The organism is Flavobacterium sp. UBA4854, assembly GCF_002399805.1.
Classification (GTDB): domain Bacteria; phylum Bacteroidota; class Bacteroidia; order Flavobacteriales; family Flavobacteriaceae; genus Flavobacterium; species Flavobacterium ginsengisoli.
Map to the genome: position 1 here is coordinate 28,105 of NZ_DHEI01000040.1, position 19,241 is coordinate 47,345.

The 19,241-nt window shown below is 33.2% G+C and carries 19 protein-coding genes and 1 riboswitch; of the genes, 6 read left to right on the top strand and 13 right to left on the bottom strand.

Translation table 11 applies throughout. The features are described from left to right. The first annotated feature begins 193 nt into the window (after positions 1–193). Positions 194–853 carry an alpha/beta hydrolase gene (locus B3J44_RS05355; RefSeq protein WP_286966546.1) on the top strand — a complete coding sequence of 220 codons (660 nt, stop codon included), beginning with the start codon at positions 194–196 and terminating at the stop codon, positions 851–853. Positions 854–1,179: 326 nt separating this feature from the next. Here the strand turns inward: B3J44_RS05355 and B3J44_RS05360 are convergent, their stop codons facing one another. Next, positions 1,180–1,695 carry a DUF2892 domain-containing protein gene (locus tag B3J44_RS05360; RefSeq protein WP_198858193.1) on the bottom strand — a complete coding sequence of 172 codons (516 nt, stop codon included), beginning with the start codon at positions 1,693–1,695 and terminating at the stop codon, positions 1,180–1,182. 169 nt (positions 1,696–1,864) lie between these two features. Here B3J44_RS05360 and rpmH point away from each other — a divergent pair, with 169 nt between their 5' ends. Next, positions 1,865–2,026: a 50S ribosomal protein L34 gene (gene rpmH / locus B3J44_RS05365; RefSeq protein WP_008464848.1), complete on the top strand. Its 162-nt coding sequence runs from the start codon at positions 1,865–1,867 to the stop codon at positions 2,024–2,026. A gap of 145 nt (positions 2,027–2,171) precedes the next feature. After that, a complete protein-coding gene (gene carB / locus B3J44_RS05370) occupies positions 2,172–5,027 on the top strand; it encodes a carbamoyl-phosphate synthase large subunit (protein ID WP_198858192.1) in 2,856 nt (951 codons plus the stop codon). A 304-nt stretch (positions 5,028–5,331) separates the two neighbouring features. On the opposite strand, the gene yiaA is transcribed toward carB, so the two are convergent. The 5 genes from yiaA to B3J44_RS05395 form a co-directional block, all read right to left on the bottom strand. Beyond that, positions 5,332–5,730 (bottom strand): inner membrane protein YiaA, encoded by a 399-nt coding sequence (gene yiaA, locus B3J44_RS05375; RefSeq protein ID WP_278020576.1) that lies wholly within the window; start codon positions 5,728–5,730, stop codon positions 5,332–5,334. Between the two features lie 149 nt (positions 5,731–5,879). After that, entirely contained in the window at positions 5,880–6,419 is a 540-nt protein-coding gene (locus B3J44_RS05380) for a DUF4252 domain-containing protein (RefSeq protein WP_286966619.1), read from the bottom strand. Position 6,420: 1 nt separating this feature from the next. Further along, positions 6,421–6,948 (bottom strand): DUF4252 domain-containing protein, encoded by a 528-nt coding sequence (locus B3J44_RS05385; RefSeq protein WP_198858190.1) that lies wholly within the window; start codon positions 6,946–6,948, stop codon positions 6,421–6,423. Between the two features lie 17 nt (positions 6,949–6,965). Beyond that, a complete protein-coding gene (locus tag B3J44_RS05390; protein ID WP_286966621.1) occupies positions 6,966–7,427 on the bottom strand; it encodes a hypothetical protein in 462 nt (153 codons plus the stop codon). Further along, a complete protein-coding gene (locus B3J44_RS05395; RefSeq protein WP_286966622.1) occupies positions 7,414–7,923 on the bottom strand; it encodes an RNA polymerase sigma factor in 510 nt (169 codons plus the stop codon). Before B3J44_RS05395 ends, B3J44_RS05390 begins: the two co-directional genes overlap by 14 nt. A 167-nt stretch (positions 7,924–8,090) precedes the next feature. Here B3J44_RS05395 and B3J44_RS05400 point away from each other — a divergent pair, with 167 nt between their 5' ends. Next, the gene (locus B3J44_RS05400; RefSeq protein ID WP_286966624.1) at positions 8,091–9,551 is read left to right on the top strand and encodes a S41 family peptidase; all 1,461 of its coding nucleotides are present in this window, start codon (positions 8,091–8,093) and stop codon (positions 9,549–9,551) included. An 80-nt stretch (positions 9,552–9,631) separates the two neighbouring features. Here the strand turns inward: B3J44_RS05400 and B3J44_RS05405 are convergent, their stop codons facing one another. The 7 genes from B3J44_RS05405 to B3J44_RS05435 form a co-directional block, all read right to left on the bottom strand. Further along, positions 9,632–10,657, bottom strand: coding sequence for a YncE family protein (locus B3J44_RS05405; protein ID WP_286966626.1), 1,026 nt, complete (start codon positions 10,655–10,657; stop codon positions 9,632–9,634). 3 nt (positions 10,658–10,660) lie between these two features. Continuing rightward, positions 10,661–12,514 (bottom strand): TonB-dependent receptor plug domain-containing protein, encoded by a 1,854-nt coding sequence (locus tag B3J44_RS05410; RefSeq protein WP_286966627.1) that lies wholly within the window; start codon positions 12,512–12,514, stop codon positions 10,661–10,663. A gap of 27 nt (positions 12,515–12,541) precedes the next feature. Further along, positions 12,542–12,750, bottom strand: a riboswitch (cobalamin riboswitch). 65 nt (positions 12,751–12,815) lie between these two features. After that, the gene (gene cobC / locus B3J44_RS05415; protein WP_286966629.1) at positions 12,816–13,349 is read right to left on the bottom strand and encodes an alpha-ribazole phosphatase; all 534 of its coding nucleotides are present in this window, start codon (positions 13,347–13,349) and stop codon (positions 12,816–12,818) included. Beyond that, complete coding sequence (locus tag B3J44_RS05420) at positions 13,334–14,119, bottom strand: adenosylcobinamide-GDP ribazoletransferase (RefSeq protein WP_286966630.1); 786 nt, start codon at positions 14,117–14,119, stop codon at positions 13,334–13,336. Before B3J44_RS05420 ends, cobC begins: the two co-directional genes overlap by 16 nt. A 137-nt stretch (positions 14,120–14,256) precedes the next feature. After that, positions 14,257–15,936: a nicotinate-nucleotide--dimethylbenzimidazole phosphoribosyltransferase gene (cobT, locus tag B3J44_RS05425; protein ID WP_286966632.1), complete on the bottom strand. Its 1,680-nt coding sequence runs from the start codon at positions 15,934–15,936 to the stop codon at positions 14,257–14,259. 113 nt (positions 15,937–16,049) lie between these two features. Beyond that, positions 16,050–16,559 (bottom strand): bifunctional adenosylcobinamide kinase/adenosylcobinamide-phosphate guanylyltransferase, encoded by a 510-nt coding sequence (gene cobU, locus B3J44_RS05430; RefSeq protein ID WP_286966634.1) that lies wholly within the window; start codon positions 16,557–16,559, stop codon positions 16,050–16,052. Between the two features lie 97 nt (positions 16,560–16,656). After that, entirely contained in the window at positions 16,657–17,019 is a 363-nt protein-coding gene (locus B3J44_RS05435) for a DUF5522 domain-containing protein (protein ID WP_198858180.1), read from the bottom strand. Positions 17,020–17,113: 94 nt separating this feature from the next. Between B3J44_RS05435 and B3J44_RS05440 the strand changes: the two genes are divergently transcribed. Both B3J44_RS05440 and B3J44_RS05445 read left to right on the top strand, forming a co-directional pair. Beyond that, positions 17,114–18,256, top strand: a complete 1,143-nt coding sequence (locus B3J44_RS05440) for an ABC transporter substrate-binding protein (protein ID WP_286966636.1) — start codon at positions 17,114–17,116, stop codon at positions 18,254–18,256. Between the two features lie 62 nt (positions 18,257–18,318). Further along, positions 18,319–19,241 (top strand): iron chelate uptake ABC transporter family permease subunit (locus tag B3J44_RS05445; RefSeq protein ID WP_414654761.1); only part of this gene is annotated, 923 nt, incomplete at its 3' end.

A 19,241-nucleotide genomic window follows, 5' to 3' on the forward strand; every position in this document is an offset into this window, starting at 1 on the left:
GAAATGCAAAGGTAATCATTTGATTTTCAATATTGAATTATTTTTTGCAGCTATAAAGTTTAAGTTATTGTTTCAAAGTTTTATTTTTTTCGAATCCCTGTAAAATAGGTCTGAAATTTGATTATCATGATATTAAAAAAAGTAACTTTATTTTTTAGAATAAATGTATTAATGGTAATTTCATTTTAATGTTATGAGTAAAATTCCAGTTTATTTTATGCCAGGTTTGGCGGCGAGTTCATCTATTTTTGAAAGAATAAAATTAGATGAAACTGTTTTTGAAATGCATCTTTTGGAATGGGAAATTCCGAATCCAAAAGAATCTTTATCTGATTATGCGCTTCGAATTAGTAAAAATATAAAAGATGAAAATCCTGTTTTGATTGGAGTTTCTTTTGGCGGAATTCTAGTGCAGGAAATTTCAAAACATATAAAAACACGAAAAGTAATTATTATATCGAGCGTTAGAAGCAATCTAGAATTTCCGAGAAGAATGAAAATCGGAAAGACTACTAAAGCTTATAAGTTAATCCCGATGCAATTAATTTTAAATATTGAAAAATTAGCTAAATTTTCTTTTGGCGAAAAGGTTAATAAGAGAATTAAATTATACGAGAAATTTTTATCTGTACGCGATTTAGGTTATCTGCAATGGGCTGTAGAAAGTGTAATTCTATGGGATCGCGATCAAATTGATGAAAATGTAGTACATATTCACGGAGATCATGACGATGTTTTTCCTATAAAATATATCGACAAATGTATCATAGTAAAAGGAGGATCTCATATTATGATTCTCAATAAGTACAAATGGCTGAATGAGAATTTGCCTTCTATTATAATGGAAGATTAAAATTCCAATTTTAAAATTTCAAATTCCAATACTTTGAGGATTTGTAACCTTTGTCAAAGTTTTAAACTTTGACAAAGATGTATCTAAGAGCACGCAATCTTGTCATTTCAACCGTAGGGAGAAATCTCCGCAGGTAGCTCGACAAAGATTGGTAATTTGCTTTGCTGAGTTTCTTGCGGAGATCTCTCGTTCCTCGGGATGACAAACTATATGGAAAATCTTTATTGGAGAATAAATCTAAAATCTAAACTCAACAATCTAAAATAAAAAAATCCCAAACTCCTTTTGGAATTTGGGATTTTAAATATTGGAATTTAAAAAATCGTTTAGATTTTCTTCATTTGTTCTTTCATCATCGTGATTTGCTCCTTCAGCATACCTTGCTTGTCTAATTTTTTAGCTTCGTTAAGTAAATTAGTCGCTTCCAATTTTCTTCTGCGTGACATTGCGACTCCTGCAAGGTTTAATTTAGCTACAGCTAAATCCATATCCATTGATAGTCCAAGTTCGATTGCTTTTTTGAAATGTTTCTCAGCTTGGTTAATATTGGTTTGAGATAACATAATACCTTGTAAGTAATTTAAGTATCCTTGCTGTTTTCTTACTAATGCACCTTCTGGATTTTTGATATATGATAACCATTTATTAGCTCCTGCAAAGTCTTGTTTTCTTAATTTAAGGAAAGCTAAAAGGATAAATTCGTTTTTAAAATAAAGAAAAATTGGAATTGCAGTCAATAAGATAAGGAATATACCATTCCCAATATTACTCTCTGTAAATTGCCAAATGCCCGCCACTACAAGGAGTCCGGCCAAAATAAGTTTAATATTCTTGTGAAACATAATTATTGTAAATTTGTGATTGCAAAGATAGTAAAAGGAATTAAAAATATTTTTATAAAAGTGCTTGCCAGAAAAAAAAGTCTTTGTATATTTGCACTCGGTTTTTGAACAACGATATCCAAAACCAAATAAACGAGTTAATAGATACCATTTTTAAAGATACAAAGCAATGAGCAAAAGAACATTTCAACCATCGAAAAGAAAAAGAAGAAATAAGCACGGATTTATGGACAGAATGGCTTCTGCGAATGGAAGAAAAGTTCTAGCGCGTAGAAGAGCAAAAGGAAGACATAAATTAACTGTTTCTAGCGAGCCTAGACACAAAAAATAATGTTTGTATAAACATACATAAGGCGATTACTTTTTTAGTATCGCCTTTTTTTATACCTTGTCGGTAAAAATTTTCTCAACTTTCTAGTTTTTAACGTACTAGAACAGTTTTTTAAAATCGTAAATAACTACACAATACATACAAAATGCCTAAAGACACATCAATAAAATCAGTTTTAATTATAGGTTCAGGACCTATTGTTATTGGCCAAGCTTGCGAATTCGATTATGCGGGATCTCAATCTGCACGCTCGATTCGTGAAGAAGGAATTGAGGTTATCTTGATTAACTCGAATCCAGCGACGATTATGACCGACCCATCTATGGCCGATCATATTTATTTGAAACCTTTAACGACAAAATCGATTATTGAAATTCTTAAGGAACATCCACAAATTGATGCTGTTTTGCCAACAATGGGAGGACAAACAGCCTTAAACTTGTGTTTGGAAGCTGAGGAAAAAGGAATCTGGCAAGATTTCGGAGTGAGATTAATCGGTGTTGATGTAAATGCTATTAATATTACTGAAGACAGAGAACAGTTTAAACAGCTTTTAGAAAGAATTAATGTGCCAACTGCGCCTGCAAAAACAGCAACATCTTACCTTGAAGGAAAAGAAATTGCTCAGGAATTTGGTTTCCCGCTTGTAATTCGTCCTTCATTTACATTAGGAGGAACTGGAGCAGCTGTGGTTTACAAAAAAGAAGACTTTGATGAGCTTTTAACTCGCGGACTAGAAGCTTCTCCAATTCACGAAGTTTTGATCGACAAAGCTTTAATGGGATGGAAAGAGTACGAATTAGAGCTTTTAAGAGATAAAAATGACAATGTTGTAATTATCTGTTCTATCGAAAACATGGATCCAATGGGAATCCACACTGGAGATTCTATCACAGTAGCACCAGCGATGACATTATCTGATACAACTTTCCAAAAATTACGTGACTACGCTATCTTAATGATGAGAAGTATCGGAAATTTTGCTGGAGGATGTAACGTACAATTCGCAGTTTCACCAGACGAAAAAGAAGATATCGTAGCAATCGAAATTAACCCTCGTGTATCTCGTTCTTCTGCATTAGCATCAAAAGCGACTGGATATCCAATTGCTAAAATTGCTTCTAAACTAGCTTTAGGGTACAATTTAGATGAATTGCAAAACCAAATTACAAAATCGACTTCGGCTCTTTTCGAACCAACTTTAGATTATGTAATCGTAAAAATACCACGTTGGAACTTCGATAAATTTGAAGGTTCAGACAGAACTTTAGGTCTTCAGATGAAATCTGTAGGTGAGGTTATGGGAATTGGACGTTCTTTCCAAGAAGCACTTCACAAAGCAACTCAATCTTTAGAGATTAAGAGAAATGGTTTAGGTGCTGACGGAAAAGGATACAAAAATTACGAACAAATTATCGAAAAACTAACTTATGCAAGTTGGGATCGTGTATTCGTAATCTACGATGCAATTGCAATGGGAATTCCATTAAGCACAATTCACGAAATTACAAGAATCGACATGTGGTTCTTGAAGCAATACGAAGAGCTTTATACTTTAGAAAAAGAAATCTCAAACTACAAAGTTTCTGATCTTCCAAAAGAATTATTACTTGAGGCAAAACAAAAAGGTTTTGCAGATAGACAAATTGCTCACATGATGAGCTGTCTGGAAAGTGAAGTGCACACTTTACGTATGAATATGAACATCAACCGTGTATTCAAATTGGTTGATACGTGTGCGGCTGAGTTTAAAGCAAAAACACCATACTATTACTCAACTTTTGAGGCAGAAATTGAAAAAGCAAATGGAGAGCGTTATGTAGATAACGAAAGTATCCTGACAGATAAAAAGAAAGTAATCGTTCTAGGTTCTGGACCAAACAGAATTGGACAAGGAATCGAGTTTGATTATTCTTGTGTACACGGAGTTTTAGCTGCAAAAGAATGCGGTTACGAAACAATCATGATTAACTGTAATCCTGAAACAGTTTCTACAGACTTTGACACAGCCGATAAATTATACTTCGAACCAGTTTTCTGGGAGCACATTTATGACATTATCCAACACGAAAAGCCAGAAGGTGTAATCGTGCAGCTTGGTGGTCAGACGGCTCTTAAATTAGCAGATAAATTATCTAAATACGGAGTAAAAATCATCGGAACTAGTTTTGACGCGCTTGACTTAGCGGAAGACAGAGGAAGATTCTCAGACTTATTGACTGAATTAAATATTCCTTTCCCAAGATTCGGAATCGCTGAAACGGCTGATGAAGCTTCTAAATTGGCTGATACTTTAGATTTCCCACTTTTAATTCGTCCTTCTTATGTATTAGGAGGTCAGGGAATGAAAATCGTAATCAACAAAAAAGAGCTTGAAGAGCACGTTATCGATTTGTTAAAAGCAATTCCAGGAAACAAATTATTACTAGATCACTACTTAGCTGGAGCAATCGAAGCTGAAGCTGATGCAATCTGTGATGCTGATGGAAATGTTTATATCATCGGAATTATGGAGCACATTGAGCCTTGTGGAGTTCACTCTGGAGATAGTAACGCAACATTGCCTCCTTTCAACTTAGGAGAATTTGTAATGCAGCAGATTAAAGACCACACGCATAAAATTGCTAGAGCTTTAAAAACTGTAGGTTTAATCAATATTCAGTTTGCGATTAAAGATGATACGGTTTACATCATCGAGGCAAATCCAAGAGCTTCAAGAACAGTTCCTTTTATTGCAAAAGCTTACGGAGAGCCTTATGTAAACTACGCTACAAAAGTAATGTTAGGTCATAATAAAGTGACTGACTTTGATTTCAATCCACAATTAAAAGGATACGCAATTAAACAACCAGTTTTCTCTTTCAGCAAATTCCCGAACGTAAACAAAGCATTAGGGCCAGAAATGAAATCGACAGGAGAAAGCATCTTGTTTATTGATGACTTAAAAGATGATCAATTCTACGAATTGTACTCTAGAAGAAAAATGTATTTGAGTAAATAATCTCAGATTTTAATATAAAAGAAAAGCTCCAATTTTCATTGGAGCTTTTTTTGTTTTATACGTTTTGATGTTCCGTAGGAACATTTTGTTGGTAGTAGAAATATTGTGTTGTTGTCGTTGTTACGTTCCTACGGAACGTAAATATTGCTATTAGCTGTTTTTTTTCTACCGATGAGACATTCCTACGGAATGAAAGCTAGATATAAAAATACAAAGTTAAAGTTGTGTTTCATTAAAAGGATAAAATAACAAAGGGGCTGTCTCAGTATTTGAAGCAGCCCCTTTAGTATTTTAATTATAAATCCTATTCGTTTTGATTAAAGTTCATGTTGTCTCTTGTATTTTTTTGTACTGAAATGGCACCAAATAATGCTAGTAGAAAGGCAAAGGCATAAAAACCTTTTTCGCTTGGAAGAATCGTTGCATTCCATAATCCAACAACTAGAAGAACGATTGATAATAATGTTCCAAACCAGCAAATTCCGTAATAAATATCAGTAACAGGAAGTTTTTCTAATCGGTCTCTTACGCTTTTTTGTAAAGAGACAACGGCAAAAAGTCCGAACATTAAAACAGTGAAATAATATCCTTTTTCGTTTAAAAGCATTTCAGCTCTGGCAAGTCCAACAATAAAGCCAACTGTTCCTGCTCCAAGGGCAACCCAAGATGCCGCGATAAAGGCATTTGATGTTTTTTGTATCATAATTTATTATTTTGGTAAGAAGCAAATATAATTAAATTAGATTCAGGACAAAACAAATAGCAATTGTTTTGCTCAGTAAAATCTTTCAAATAGAAAAAAAGAAAAAGCTCCAATTATGGAGCTTTTCTCATTTAAAAAGTAAGATGATTTTATTTTTTAAGCAATTGTTCTAAGGGTTTTAACTGTTCCATGTCTATTTTAGATTTTTGTAAAACAGACATTAAAGTCATAATATTATTCGGATTCATATTTTCTCCTAAAACACGAACTACTGCAAAGCCATTTTCTTTTCTGTTGGCGAAAATAACAAACTCTTTAATATTGTCATCACTTCCAACATAGCTTACAGAAGCACCGTCTTTGCCAGAACCAATTTTCATTAATTCTTGATATTTCGGATCTTTTAATATGGCTTTTACTTTATTTCTTTCTGTTTCAAATTCTGCCTGATTGTTTTGGTCGGCTTTAAAAGCGAGAATATTCATTTTGTCAAATGAGTTTAAAGCTTTACTTTGTTCTGCTGATAAAGACGTTTGATCAACATTTAGAATAGTTGGCGAAACATCTAATGCTATGAAATCTTTTTTCTCTGAATTTTCAACAAAATATTTTTGTAATGTTGGTTCAGAATTACAGCTTCCTAATGTTAGGAGAGCTGTAACTGCTATGATGAAAATATTTGTTCTCATGTTATTTTTTGCCTTTAGAAGCTTTCTTTAAGTCTGTTCCTCCAGGAAGTTGCATTTTATCTGTTAATACTGAAATTTCGTTTAAATCAAAATTACCAGTTAAAGATAATAAAACAGTTTCATCGTTTTTTGCACCGTCAACATACATTAAAAGCTCTTTTATTTGAGTGTCTGTAGCTCCAGATTTTACCATTATTCTAACGTTTTTCCCGCTATCATTTACACGCATTAATTCTTCTAAACCAGCAGTTTTTACATACTTATCGGCAGTAGCTTTCATATCGGCTTCGATTTTTGGGTTTTTAGTGGTAAAGACTTTTAAGTAATCTAACTTTTTGATTAGGGCAATATATTGTTGCGTCTCTTTATCAGAAGCGTCAACTTTTACTTTACTCATTAAATCAAACATTTTTTTATTTACAATTACCGAAGTCACATCATCTTGACCGTCAAATTTGTCAAAAGCGCCTTGTGCATAAAAAGTTGTGGTAACAAATGCGAATACTAAAGTTATAATGAAATTTTTCATGACTATTTTTTGTTTAATTACTGTTTAAAAATTTTGTTTTTTGATTGTTCATATTCGTTAATGTATTGCACACTTTCAATACCTACATTAACATGTGTTGATAATAAGGCCAAAGCTTTTTGCGTAGCTTTCAAGGCTTCTTCAGGATTATTATAGGTTCCTAATTCTGTTTGCGAAGCTATTGCAGTTGTATCTTTTTGCTCGCTCATAAAAAAGTAGGTTCCAATTCCTAGCAAAACAACAACTGATGCCGCAATCGATAACCACGCTACATTGCGTTTCTTAGATTGTAGTGGAATTTCATACGTTGATTTTTGTTCTTTTGCTTGAGAGAAATAGCCAAACATAGGTTTGTATTGCTCCAAATGCTGCGCAACATTGGATGAAGAAAAATATTCTTTTAATTGATTTTCTTCGGCAATAGAAGTTTCTCCCTGAAAGTATTTTTCTAATATCTCTTCTATTTTATTTAGTTCCATAAAGGTGTGTATTTGTCATTGATTCTCTAATTTTTTTTCTCGCTCTCGAAAGCGCCACTCGTATTGCCGTTTCGTTCATATTTACGATTTTGGCTATTTCTTCAAATTCATATTGTTCTACATCCCGAAGCTGAATTAATAATTGCAGTTGTTCTGGCATTTCATTTATAATTTTTTCGACCCATTCTAAACTATCTTGATCTTCTAGTTTTTTATCCAATTGTGGCTGCCGATCGGTAAAATTATTATGAACAATCTGCAGGTTACTGGCTCTTTTAGATTTTAATTGATCAAGACAATAATTTTTGGTCATGGTCATTGCCAATGCTTCGACGCTATTATAGTTCTCTAAATTGTCTTTTTTGTTCCATAATTTTACCATTACTTCCTGAGTTGCATCTTCTGCCTCTTCAGTACTTGTAAGCAATCTTTTTGCCAGACGAAAAACTTTGTCTTTAAAAGGATTTATTAATTCTATAAATACAACTTGGTTCATTAATCTGATGGTTAATCGTTAGCTTATATATTCAAGACGAGGTGTAATTATATTTGTTACAACAAAAAAGAAAATATTTTTTATATAAAAAAATACTGCTTGATCGATGAAGCTAAAACTAAAGATACTACTTTTACGTTATTCATAATATAGATAACCTACACGATATGAAAACAACTTTAAAGAGCGTTCTTTTTCTCTTTTTATTCGCATTTTCCTTGCAATCTTGTGAAGATCAGGATGATGTTGCAGCTCCAGCAGACTTACAGATTAATAATTTTATTTGGAGAGGATTAAATGAAGTCTATTTATGGCAACAAGATGTGCCAAATCTAGCCGATGGCCGTAATCTGCAACCCGATTTTAATCAGTTCTTAAGAGGGTATTCTAAGCCCGAAGATTTATTTGAAGCTTTATTGAACAAACCGGTAAGTAAATATCCAAATGGAGACGCAATTGATCGTTTCAGCTGGATTGTTGAAGATTATACTGTTTTGGAACAGGAACTAAGCGGTGTCACAAAAAATAATGGTGTCGATTTTAGATTGAGTCGCGTATCTTCAGGGTCGAATGATGTGGTAGGTTTTGTGCGATATATTATTCCAAATTCAGATGCTTCGGCTAAAGCAATTAAACGCGGTGATTTATTTACAAGTGTGAATGGAGTAAAACTTACTGTTTCTAATTATCAAGATTTATTGTTCAATAAGGACAGCTATACGCTAAACTTGGCTGATTATAATGGTAGCGGTTATGTTTTGAATGGAAAATCGGTTGATTTGACAAAAACTGTTTTAGAAGAAAACCCGATTTTAATTAGCAAAGTGATTCCTTCTGGAGGTCATAAAATAGGTTATTTAATGTATAATGGGTTTTATTCAAGCTATGACGATAAATTAAATCAGGCTTTTGGCGAATTGAAAACACAAGGAGTTACCGATTTAGTTCTAGATCTTCGATATAATGGAGGAGGAGCCGTGCCTTCAGCAATTAGACTTGCTAGTTTGATTACAGGGCAATTTGATAATCAGGTTTTTGCTAAAACGCAGTTTAACACAAAGTGGATGAAAGATATGACTGCTGATGATTTAGAAAGTCTGAATTACAGATTTGTAAATAATATTGATGGTAAAGCTTTAAACAGTTTAAATTTAAGTACGGTTTACATTATTGCCACTGCAAGTACAGCATCTGCAAGTGAATTGGTTATTAATGGATTAGCACCTTATATTAACGTAGTTCAGATTGGAGAAACTACAACTGGTAAAAATGTTGGTTCGTATACTATTTATGATTCTGAAACTTTGTTTACTAAAAAAGGAATCAATGCAAATCATAAATATGCAATGCAACCTTTGGTTTTTAAAATCTCAAATTCTGCCGGTTTTGGAGACTATACTCAAGGTTTACAGCCTACTTATCCGCAGAAAGAATATTTGGATACTTATGGTGTTTTAGGAGAAACATCTGAGCCTTTGCTTAATTTGGCTATTTCAAAAATTACGGGATCTACTGCTAAAACAATTTCTAATGATTCTGGACTGGATCTGCCTTATTTAACAGATTCAAAAATCATAAACGGATTAAGACACGGAATGTATTTTCAAAATGCTCCAAAGAATTTTTAATAAAAATCTAATAAATAGAAAAGGCTTTCAGAAATGAAAGCCTTTTCCATAAAAAACAAAAACTAATTCTAAGGATAAAATTAATCGTTAAAGTAGAATCCGTTCGTACCTATTCCAGTAGTCAATTCTTTTTGTAGAGTTCCCGATAAATTGTAGATGTAAGCTTTACTATCTTGAGTAAATTTCCCATCAGCAAAGAAAGCACGGTTGTTTTTTACTGCAAATCCGTAAAGATATCCAATCTCTGGATTAGCTGTAAAAAGCGGAGTAGTAGCTGCTGTTGTTGCAGAAGTTGTAATTGAGTACACAGAGCTTCCTACTGTATAATAAACTTGGTTGTTTTCTATGTCTAAAAACCCAGCAACCCCTTGAGATTCTGGAATTGTAATTTTAGAAACAGATTTGTCAGAGATTTTAACTTTTATAATTTCGCTGCTTTGAGTAAAAGAAGGACGTAAGATAAAAAGAGTTCCATTTTCTTCTTCAATAGAATCTGAACCAGAACCAATTGTTATTGGAGTTTCTAAAGTTTTTGTGTTCAGATTGTAAATAGAAAGTTTGTCAGTTCCCATTGGATCTGTAATGTATAATTTTCCGCCTTCTTCTACAATTCTGTTTGCCGTTGTGTTTAATGAAATTTTAGATTCAACAACATTAGTTGCCAAGTTAATTACAGCAATATAATCGTCTGTAACAGAATCGTATGAATTTGCATTTGTTACATAAGCTTTACCATCTTTTATAACACCATATCTAGGATTAACTAAGCCGCTGTCAATTTTAGTAATTAACTTAAAAGTATAACGATTTACAATGTTTATTACGTTTGATCCGCCAGCAATAATATATGCTTTGTCTCCATCAAAAAAGATATTCTGAATAAATTTACCAAGTACATCAGACCCGTTTTCTGCTCCATAAGCATCTTTTGTAAATATGCTAAAATCATTGCTAGAAAAAGATACTGTTCCAGGAGCTGAACTACCTTCATTAACAATAAAAAAACCATTGTCGTAAGCGCCTTTCGGACCATCGTTGTCATCACTTGAACAAGAAGCGAATAACGAAATGCTTAACGCTATTAAAAGTAATTTACTAAACTTCATATTTTAAAATTTTAAGGTTAAATACATATTGAAATTTCGACCTGGCATTGGTCTGCTTTCTAGACTTTCGTAATTTTTATTTAAAAGATTCAAAACTTGAAAACCTATTTTGAAAGAATCTAAAAATTTAAGATCATAATCGATTCCGACATTAGAAATTGTATAATCATTAATGATTTCATCAGGATTATTATCGGCTCTTGTGTAAACAAATCCGTTGTAAAGAATTTGATAATAAGCGCTTATTTTATTTCTGGAATATGAAACTGCTCCTGTTGCTTTGTTAAACGGAACAAAAAAGATCTGATTTTTAGTTTTTTCATCCTGAGAAACCGTGTAAGCATAAGTAGCATTTGCAGCAAAAATGTTTTTGCCATAACTTTTTTTCCAGCTCAGCATAGTTTCAGTTCCATAGCTGTTTACTTTATCTTGGTTTTTAGGAGTCCAAATACCGTTTGCGCCTGGAACCCATTGCAGCATATCGGTAATTTTCATATAATAAAAATTCTGTGTCCAAGTCAGGTTTTTGAATGTAAAAACATTACCAATTTCTCCCTGATAAGAACTTTCAGGTTTTAAGTCTAGATTTCCTCCTGGATTCCAATACAAATCATTGTAAGTTGGAATTCTAAAGTTTCTAGAAACATTCAGTTTTAAATTGTACCAATTATTGAATTTATAAGAAGATCCTAAATTGAATAAAACTGGAGATTTGTAATTGTCTGTAAATTCTTTTCTAACCCCAAGTTCGTTCTTCCAGTTAGCGCCAAAATCTTGTCTAACCAACAAAGCAGCAGAACTGATTTCACGAATGTGGCTTCCAAAACTAGTTCCGTAACCATTTGTTCGACTGTAATCTACAATTCCGTTTACATGTGTCTCTTTAAATAAATGATAATCGACGTCAAGCTTAGTAATTAAGTTCTCCGTTTTTCCGTATGTGTAATTTTTTAAAGAATTATCGGCAAAATATTGATAGTTTTCGAAAATGTAAGCGGTTTTGAAATTAGTCTTCAGTTTTCCAAAACTTCCGTCATATTCCAATAAATTTCGGTTAAAACCATTTATGTATTTGCTTTTCGTTTCAGATTCTGTAACCAAAGAGGTATTACGGTCAGTGTTTGAAGTCTGGCTGTATAGTTTTAAAATATGATTTTCATTGAATTTATAGCCCACATTGGCATTTAACGTAATAATATCGTATTGCCCATTTTGGTTCCATCGCTGTTCACCTCTCCACGTGTAGCGATTTAAGTATTTATAATCGTTTGTTGAGCTGTTTTTAGAAAAACCAATTTGGGTGCTCCATTTTTTATTTGAAATAGAAGTTTTGTAATTAATCCCAATTGTATTAAAACTACCATAATCTAGTCTTAAATTATTCTCAAAACGATTAAAAAACAACAAATCGTTGTTTAAATGCACCGTGCCTCCAACTGCGCCGCTTCCATAAATTACGCTTCCACCACCTGCTTTTACACTTATTGAATTATAATCTGAGCCCGAAATAGTATTAAAATCGGTACTTCCGTTCATTTGAGAATTAATGTTTATTCCGTTCCAGATAACAGCTGTTTGCGAAGAAGTTGTTCCTCTGAAAGAAACCGTAGAAAGCATTCCTCGTCCATATTCTTTAAAATATAAAGTCGAATTAAAGTTCAATAAATCGGTAAGGAGCGCCTCATTTTTATTGATTATAGAATCATTCAGTTTTAAAACAGATTGTGAAGCCGAATAGGTTTTTAAATTCTTATCTGAAACAAAAACTTCTTTCAGACTGGTAATAGAATCGTTCTGCGCCGAAATAATCTGGCACACAACAAATAAACAAAAAGTAAAAAATCTTTTTAAAGTCATAATTTCTTCACTCTTTTTCCCGAGAGTTTGATATTTGTTATAAAGGCAGGTCTCCTGGCTTGCGTCTTGCTGTTTACCTTCCCATCGCGCGGAGCGTGACAGTGGTTTGTAGTTTACAGCAAGCATTCGTTTTTTGAACTTAGCTTACAGTTGCGGGTACAGCTCAAGAATTATACTTGATTCCCTTTTAATGTATTTTTTAAATTAAAAACACAACCTTAATTTGTCGCAAAGATAAAGTTAAAAATATTGATTATTCAAATTTGTTTTATGTTTCATGAAAAATTATAAATAATTAGCATTAAAAACTGATTTTTATAACTTCTCCGAAATCAACTTTATTATTGAAGGCGTCTTTTAATGGAAGCGAACTCTGATGGCATAAAATGCTTCTGATGATTCCTGCATGTGCGACAATTACAGTTGGCTGATTTAGTTTTGAAAGTGTTTCCGACAAAAAATGGCCAACTCTTTCATGTAATTCAACAAAAGATTCTCCGTTTGAAACCTTGATATTCACGAAATCTTCCATCCAAGGATTGAGCTCTTCTGACGGAATTTCATTCCAAGTTTTTAATTCCCAATCGCCAAAATTCATCTCTTTTAATCGTTCATCTTCCTGATAAGAAACGGTTTTAATGTTTTCTTGAATGTGCTTGGCTAAAATAACACAACGTTTTAATGGACTAGAAAAGATAATTGCCTCTGGAGGTAATTCTGAAATGATTCTGCTGAAAATTTCGTCAAATGGTTTTGCAATATCTACATCAGATTGTCCGTAACAAATTCCTTTTTCACAAACTGTTTCGGTATGACGAACTAGATAAATTTCCATAAAAATAAAATGCTTAAGTAAAATACAACTTCGCAAACTTGCTGTGTTGCGCCAAGGCAATCTCCAGTATAACCGTCAATCCATTTTTGAAAATAGCGTGCTAGAAAATATCTCGTTATGAAAACAGGAATAATAGCAAGCAGAAATTTCAAATCGAAATAAGAAAATACAATTACCGGCACTAAGCCAAAAAAGAAAGATCCAAAAACTTCTTTCCAAGTATATTGTTTTGCAATTGGTTTGCTTTTGCTCGAAGCATCATCACGAGAATATTCGTGTGTGAAAATAATGCTTATTGCGGCAAGTCGACTCAATGAATGAGCAGAAATAAACAAAAGGAAAACGAGAAGAATATTATTAGCAAAAAGTAAAACGGATTCTGAAAGCAATTTAAATTTTAGTAAAAAAAGCAAAACCAATCCGATTGCTCCGTAGGCTCCAATTGCACTGTCTTTCATAATCATTAAGATTTTTTCTTTAGTCCAGCCTCCGCCAAAACCATCACAGACATCCGCAAAACCGTCTTCGTGAAAAGCGCCTGTGGTTAAAATAGAAGCAATAATTGCTAGTATAACAGCAATTTCCGAAGAAAGAAAAAATGAAAAAAGATAAAAAGCTAAAAAAGAAATACCTCCAACAATCCATCCAATAAATGGAAAATATCTTGTGGCTTTATTTAAATAATCTGGATGATGCGTAATGTTTTTTGGACATGGAATTCTGGTGTAGAACATTAAACAGGTGAAGAAAATGTGTAGTTCTTTTTTCATTTATATAATTGGTTTTCCATTTAGTTTGTCATTTCGACTGAAAGGAGAAATCACACAAGATTACGCAAAGAAAATCGTCAATCTTTGTCGAGTTTCTAGTGTGATTTCTCCTTTCAGTCGAAATGACAAATAGTAGTTTATTTACGACTTACTCCCGCGCTCTCAAAACTAGCCATATCATTTAAAAAAGCCTCGGCCGATTTTAAAATCGGAAAAGCAACAGCGCAGCCAGTTCCTTCTCCCAAACGTAAATCAAGATTTAAAATTGGTTTTGCTTCTAAATAATTTAATAATTCTGAATGTGCTTTTTCGGCAGAACAATGACAAAAAATAGCATTTTGCTGTATGTTCGGATTTATTTTTAAAGCAATCAGATAAGCAATAGTACAGATAAAACCATCAACTAGAATTAGCATTTTGTTTTCAAAAGCTTCTAATATTGCTCCAGACATTTGAAGAATTTCAAAACCGCCAAAATAGGACAGTTGCGATATTAATTCGGTTTGACCGGAATAATTATCAATTGCTTTTTTGAGCAAGTTTTGTTTTAGAAGCAGTTTTTCATTTTCAACTCCAGTTCCCTTTCCGATGCATTCTTCAATAGGAAAACCTGTTAGAATACTCATTAAAACAGAAGCAGTTGAAGTATTTCCGATTCCCATTTCGCCAAAACCAATACAATTCGAACCAGATTTTGCAATATTTTGAACAATCGATTTTCCTTTATCCAAACACAACCGAACTTCAGATTCGCTCATTGCAGGAACATGTAAAAAGGATTGAGTTCCTTTTGCAATTTTAGCATCGATTAATTTGGCATTGGTTGGAAAATCGTAATTGACGCCCGAATCTACAATTGATAATTCAATATTATTCTGATTGCAAAAAACATTTATCGCAGCGCCGCCATCTAGAAAATTATTGACCATTTGGCGAGTAACATCTTGCGGATAATCACTTACACCGTGATTGGCAATTCCGTGATCGGCTGCAAAAACAACAATGTTAGGTTTTATTATTTTCGGATTCAAAGTTTCGAAAACAGTTGCAATTTGAAAAGCTAGAGATTCCAGCATTCCTAAAGAACCAACGGGTTTTGTTTTTGAATCTATTTTTTCTTGTAAACGCTTATTGAAATCAGATTTGTTTTTGATTTCATTTTCTGATCTTAAATCAAAATCTGGAACATTTATTTGATGAATTTCTTTGATTTCATTACAAATGGGGGCTTCCGATTTTTGTTTCCAATGCAACTGTTGCAACATTGGCTGATTGTTATAATTGGTGGCCGGTTTTCCGATGCAGAAATAACCAAGCGGTTCTATATTTTCGGGTAAATCAAGTATTTTTTTAAACTCATAATAATTTAAAATCGAAACCCAGCCCATTCCGTAACCTTGTTCTGTAAGCGAAAGCCAAATATTTTGAGCCGCACAAACTGAACTAAATTTTACTGCTTCGTTACTCCCAATTGTTCCAATCGTAAACTGATTTAAAACGGAGCGATCATAAGCAATAATAAGTCCGATTGGCGCTTCTTCGATCGCTTCTAGTTTTAGCGATCTGTAAAGTTCCTTCTGTTCTGGATTATCGGTGCGTTCTTCGGCTTTTTTATTGTAATCTAAAAACAGTTTTTTAATAGACGTTTTTATTTCATCCGATTTAATGAGATAATATCGTGTAGCATCAGTAAGCCCAACAGAAGGCGCCCAATGTCCAGCTTGTAAAGCTTTCTGAATTACTTCGTCTGGAACTTCATCGTTTGTAAAATGGCGTGTGTCTCTGCGGGATTTTAATATATCGTCTAAATTACTCATGCTATAAAATTACAATTTTTAAATTCCAAACTCCAAGATCAAGCTCCAAAAAAGAAAAATTCCAAATTGCAAAACTCACTATGTTTTGCAATTTGGAATTTTTGTATTGAAATTTATCCTTTTATTTTAACCGGAATTCCAGAAACCATAAGTACAACCTGATCAGCATTGGTTGCAAGAAATTGATTCATCCAACCTTGCAGTTCGACAAATTTTCTGCCTATGTGCGTTTCTGCATGAACTCCCATTCCGATTTCATTTGTTACGATAATTATATTAGCATTTTCATGTTTAGCAATGGCAAGAAATTCTTTTTTAGCCTCTTCCAAACTTAGTTCGACATCATTTTTAGTATCGATAAAAAAATTAGTCAGCCAAAGCGTTACACAATCTATTAAGGCAGTTTTTTCAGAAAAATCAATTTCACTTAAATATTTTTCTTTTTCGATATTTGTCCAATGTTCGTCTCTTTCCTTCTGATGACGATCGATTCGGTTTTGAAAATCAGCATCCCATTTTCGTGCAGTTGCTACATATAAAGGAGAATCGGAAAGCTCTAAAGCAAGTTTTTGAGCATACCCGCTTTTTCCAGAACGTTCGCCGCCAGTTACCAAGTAAATCATTTTTGTTAATTATAAGTTTTGAATTATGAATTATGAGTTTGACCAAGTTATAAATTTATTATGGAAGACTAACTCATAAATTTATAACTCATAACTTCTAATAAGGGCAATGTCGGCAGTTATTTCCGCAGCAGACTCCTCTTTTTAGATGAAACCAAGCTTTAAAAACATAGTTGCCATTTTCGATGTAGTAATCGATTCCCTCAATTAAATTATCATTTTTAGGCAAAAACATGGCCTTGTTATTAAGAGCCTTTTTTGGAGTTACAGTTTCGACATAAGCATCAATTTTATCTTCACAGGCTTCTTTAAAGCATATAGGGCAAAGGCAATCGCCTCCTTCTGATAGATTGAAAATAGGTGGATAATCATTACACCAGCACTTATTTTCGGGCGAAGTGTCGCCACATAAAAAAGCAGTTTCACAACTGGAGCAGATTTTTGTTTTTGGTACATTCATCAAATAAAAAGCGATTTGTTTAAATTTGTACGAATAAAGGTAAACAAAAAAAATAGAATTTGATTTACCTTTGTTGCCATACAAAACATAAAATATGAAATATTTTTTCCATAAATTACCAGTCGTTTTTGTGCTTCTTATCTTAATTGGATGTAAAAAAAATGAAGCGCAAGAGGTTGTAAAATCTAGTATTGCCAAAGAAAGTATCGAGTTTGCTTCTGGACTTTCGATCGTAAAAAACGATGGCTATTCAATTGTAAATGTGAGTAATCCGTGGCCAAATGCTAAGGGAAAATTTACTTACATTTTAAAAGAAAAAGACGTACAAATTCCTGATAGTTTAAATAAATATATTTCTATAAAAGTTCCTCTAGAAAGTGTTGTGGTAACTTCAACTACCAATATTCCTTTTTTAGAAATGTTAGAAGTTGAGAATAAATTGGTCGGATTTCCGCATACCGATTACATTTCTTCTGAAAAAACTAGAGCATTAATTGACAAAGGTTCTGTGAAAAATGTTGGACAAAATGAAAAACTAAACATTGAACAATTAATAGAATTGTCACCAGATTTGATTGTGACATTTGGTGTAGATAACAATAATCCGATGCTGGATAATCTTAAAAAAAGCGGTTTAAATGTTTTGATTCAGGGTGATTGGATGGAACAGTCTCCACTAGGAAAAGCAGAATGGATAAAGTTATACGGTGCTTTATTTGGAAAAGAAGAAAAAGCAAAAGAGCTGTTTGATAAAATCGTTGAAAGCTACAATCAAGCCAAAAAATTGGTTGCCGATAAACCTGCAACTTCAAAAGTATTATACGGTTCTATGTACGAAGATGTTTGGTATGTTGCCAAAGGAAATAGCTGGGTTGCACAGTTTATGAAAGATGCAAAAGCTAATTATTTATGGGCTGATCTTGAAGGAACTGGAAGCGAAGGTTTGTCTTTTGAAAAAGTTTTAGATAAAGCAAAAGATGCAAATGTGTGGATTGCTTCGGGATCTTTTAAAAGTTTGGATGAATTGCAGAAAGCAAATCCGCATTACTCAGAATTTGATGCTTTTAAAAATAAAAACGTTTATAATTTTGAAGGTACAGTAGGAGCGACAGGAGGAACAGTTTATTATGAATTAGCACCAAGTCGTCCAGATTTGGTATTGAAAGATTATATCAAGATTTTTCATCCTGATTTATTGACGAGCTACGAATTTACTTTTGCTTCTAAACTGAACTAATTTTGGTGAGTAAAACACGAAATACCATTTTATTTACCGTTTTGGGCATCGGTCTTTTGTTGATGTTTTTTGCGAGCATTAGTTTAGGATCGGTTACCATTCCGTTAAAAGATGTTTTTGCAAGTTTAACAGGAGGGTATGCGGCAAAATCAACATGGGAATATATTATTATTAATTACCGTTTGCCAAAAGCAATTACCGCAGTTTTAGTTGGAACGGGACTTTCTATAAGCGGACTTTTGATGCAGACGCTTTTTAGAAATCCGCTTGCGGGACCGTATGTTTTAGGGTTAAGTTCTGGTGCAAGTTTAGGTGTTGCTTTTGTAATTTTAGGAGCAGGATTTCTTCCTTCTTTTTTAAGTGTAATTGCATTGTCTTCTTACGGAATTGTTTTAGCATCAACTTTAGGAAGTACATTGGTTCTTTTTTTAGTTCTTATCGTTTCACAACGATTGAGAGACACAATGGCAATTTTGATTGTTGGTTTAATGTTCGGAAGTTTTACAACTGCAATTGTAAGCGTGCTGACTTATTTTAGTACAGCAGAACAGCTTCAGAAATTCACTTTCTGGTCAATGGGAAATCTAGGAAACCTTTCTTGGACAACAATCGGAATTTTGACATTTTGTGTTGGAATCGGTTTGCTTTTAAGCGCCAAAAGCATAAAACCTTTAAATGCCTTACTTCTTGGTGAAAATTACGCCAAAAGCATGGGATTGAATTTTAAACAAGCAAGATTAGTCATCATCTTTGCGACCAGTATTTTGTCAGGAGCGATTACGGCATTTGCTGGCCCAATTGCTTTCGTTGGTCTGGCAGTTCCTCATATTGCAAAACTGACTTTTCAGACTAGTAATCATACGATTCTGTTTTGGAGCACTTTATTTTTTGGTTCGATAATAATGCTATTTTGTGATATTGTTTCTCAAATGCCAGGCTTTGAGGTTACACTTCCAATAAATGCTGTTACGTCTATAATTGGTGC

Excerpts from the sequence above, each read along its gene's own strand:
- B3J44_RS05355 (WP_286966546.1), top strand. The coding sequence starts at position 194 with ATGAGTAAAATTCCAGTTTATTTTATGCCAGGTTTGGCGGCGAGTTCA.
- B3J44_RS05360 (WP_198858193.1), bottom strand. The coding sequence starts at position 1,695 with ATGTTTCACAAGAATATTAAACTTATTTTGGCCGGACTCCTTGTAGTG.
- rpmH (WP_008464848.1), top strand. The coding sequence starts at position 1,865 with ATGAGCAAAAGAACATTTCAACCATCGAAAAGAAAAAGAAGAAATAAG.
- carB (WP_198858192.1), top strand. The coding sequence starts at position 2,172 with ATGCCTAAAGACACATCAATAAAATCAGTTTTAATTATAGGTTCAGGA.
- yiaA (WP_278020576.1), bottom strand. The coding sequence starts at position 5,730 with ATGATACAAAAAACATCAAATGCCTTTATCGCGGCATCTTGGGTTGCC.
- B3J44_RS05380 (WP_286966619.1), bottom strand. The coding sequence starts at position 6,419 with ATGAGAACAAATATTTTCATCATAGCAGTTACAGCTCTCCTAACATTA.
- B3J44_RS05385 (WP_198858190.1), bottom strand. The coding sequence starts at position 6,948 with ATGAAAAATTTCATTATAACTTTAGTATTCGCATTTGTTACCACAACT.
- B3J44_RS05390 (WP_286966621.1), bottom strand. The coding sequence starts at position 7,427 with ATGGAACTAAATAAAATAGAAGAGATATTAGAAAAATACTTTCAGGGA.
- B3J44_RS05395 (WP_286966622.1), bottom strand. The coding sequence starts at position 7,923 with ATGAACCAAGTTGTATTTATAGAATTAATAAATCCTTTTAAAGACAAA.
- B3J44_RS05400 (WP_286966624.1), top strand. The coding sequence starts at position 8,091 with ATGAAAACAACTTTAAAGAGCGTTCTTTTTCTCTTTTTATTCGCATTT.
- B3J44_RS05405 (WP_286966626.1), bottom strand. The coding sequence starts at position 10,657 with ATGAAGTTTAGTAAATTACTTTTAATAGCGTTAAGCATTTCGTTATTC.
- B3J44_RS05410 (WP_286966627.1), bottom strand. The coding sequence starts at position 12,514 with ATGACTTTAAAAAGATTTTTTACTTTTTGTTTATTTGTTGTGTGCCAG.
- cobC (WP_286966629.1), bottom strand. The coding sequence starts at position 13,349 with ATGGAAATTTATCTAGTTCGTCATACCGAAACAGTTTGTGAAAAAGGA.
- B3J44_RS05420 (WP_286966630.1), bottom strand. The coding sequence starts at position 14,119 with ATGAAAAAAGAACTACACATTTTCTTCACCTGTTTAATGTTCTACACC.
- cobT (WP_286966632.1), bottom strand. The coding sequence starts at position 15,936 with ATGAGTAATTTAGACGATATATTAAAATCCCGCAGAGACACACGCCAT.
- cobU (WP_286966634.1), bottom strand. The coding sequence starts at position 16,559 with ATGATTTACTTGGTAACTGGCGGCGAACGTTCTGGAAAAAGCGGGTAT.
- B3J44_RS05435 (WP_198858180.1), bottom strand. The coding sequence starts at position 17,019 with ATGAATGTACCAAAAACAAAAATCTGCTCCAGTTGTGAAACTGCTTTT.
- B3J44_RS05440 (WP_286966636.1), top strand. The coding sequence starts at position 17,114 with ATGAAATATTTTTTCCATAAATTACCAGTCGTTTTTGTGCTTCTTATC.